Origin of the sequence: Bradyrhizobium sp. th-b2, assembly GCF_000426785.1 — a bacterium.
Lineage (GTDB): Bacteria > Pseudomonadota > Alphaproteobacteria > Rhizobiales > Xanthobacteraceae > Bradyrhizobium > Bradyrhizobium septentrionale.
In genome coordinates this window covers 25,487-26,722 of sequence record NZ_KE384573.1, presented here as the reverse complement: position 1 = coordinate 26,722, position 1,236 = coordinate 25,487, and the positions used below count along the sequence as shown (strand labels likewise).

Here is a 1,236-nt window from a genome sequence, read left to right as displayed (position 1 = left end):
GCGCCTTCCGCAGTGTCCGCGCAGCGCCGGTCGGCAAGGCCCTGCTGATGCGGCTGTTCGGCTAGAGCGGCATGAATGAGGTGGGCCTGCAGCAGTCCCATCCGTCGTCATTCCCCGATGCGCAATTGCGCATCGGGGAATGACGACGGAGAGAGGCGACGCGTCAAGCCGCCGGCTTCGCCGCCTGGTCCTCGGTCGACAACAGATGCAGCAGCGCGCTCTTGATCGCGGCCTGCCGGGTCGGCGCGGTGATCTGGGCGCCGAGCAGGTCGGTGACATAGAACACGTCGCGGGCGCGCTCGCCGAAGGTCGCGACATGCGCCGAGGGCGATGTTGAGGTTGAGCTTCGAGATCGCGGTGGTGAGCTGATAGAGCAGGCCGGGGCGATCGAGGCCGGAGACCTCGATTGTGAATCGACCCTGAACATTGACCCCGCACGCGCGAAGTCAATCAAGCACTTGGGACGCCGATCGGCGTCCGGACCCCACGCCGATTCACATCCGACGGCACAAGCGCTACCGTCGTGCCGTTGGCGAGTTCAAAAGGGGGGCTTGACAATAAACTGCAATTAAAGGGCCGAATGACAAATGGCGGCCAACTCCTCTCAGTTCGCGTTCTATGGGCCTGTACGGCTTCGTACCCGATTCCGTGACAGCCGAGGCAAGACTCTATCGAGCTGAGCCATAGACCAGCATCTTACGCATCCCGACCTCTGCTATTTTCTATGGTCATCGAAGTGTGACCATCGATCGCGCACGGTTCGACGACGAGTGCTCGATGTTCACGCCAATGGCGCGAAACCAAATCGCAAACGCGAAGATCGCTAACAAGGCGACGGCCGCGATCGCTTCAGGGGGCGACATCCGCTTCATGGCGAGGGCCTCCGCGCGGGCAGAAAGACAGATCGATCCCGATAAGTTTACATGCCTCACCGACGGTTGCCGCCTACCGAAAAGGGTAGGCCACGCGGATGCGCAGATGTCTGCACATCCGGGCGGCCCACGTCATGAAATCAAAAAGGGGTTTGTACCGCTACTTCACCTTGCCGCCATCTCGCGCCGACGTCTGCGCAGACGCGATATCGTCTTCAAGGATAACCTGCGCACCCACAAGATCGACGGCGTTCGCCAGGCGATCGAAGCGGTCGGCGCCAAAGTGCGCTATTTGCCGGCCTACTCGCCGGACCTCAATCCGATCGAAATGGCATTCTCAAAGCTGAAGACGGCGCTGCGCAAG

1 protein-coding gene and 1 pseudogene are annotated in these 1,236 nt (G+C 61.4%); one reads left to right on the top strand and one right to left on the bottom strand.

From position 1 onward, the window contains the following. Positions 1–163: 163 nt before the first annotated feature. Positions 164–416: pseudogene (locus tag K359_RS60970) on the bottom strand (ACT domain-containing protein); the annotation flags it as partial. A 361-nt stretch (positions 417–777) separates the two neighbouring features. Here K359_RS60970 and K359_RS66725 point away from each other — a divergent pair. Then, positions 778–1,236, top strand: a 459-nt coding sequence (locus K359_RS66725) for a transposase (protein WP_371261276.1), incomplete at its 3' end; no start/stop codon positions are given.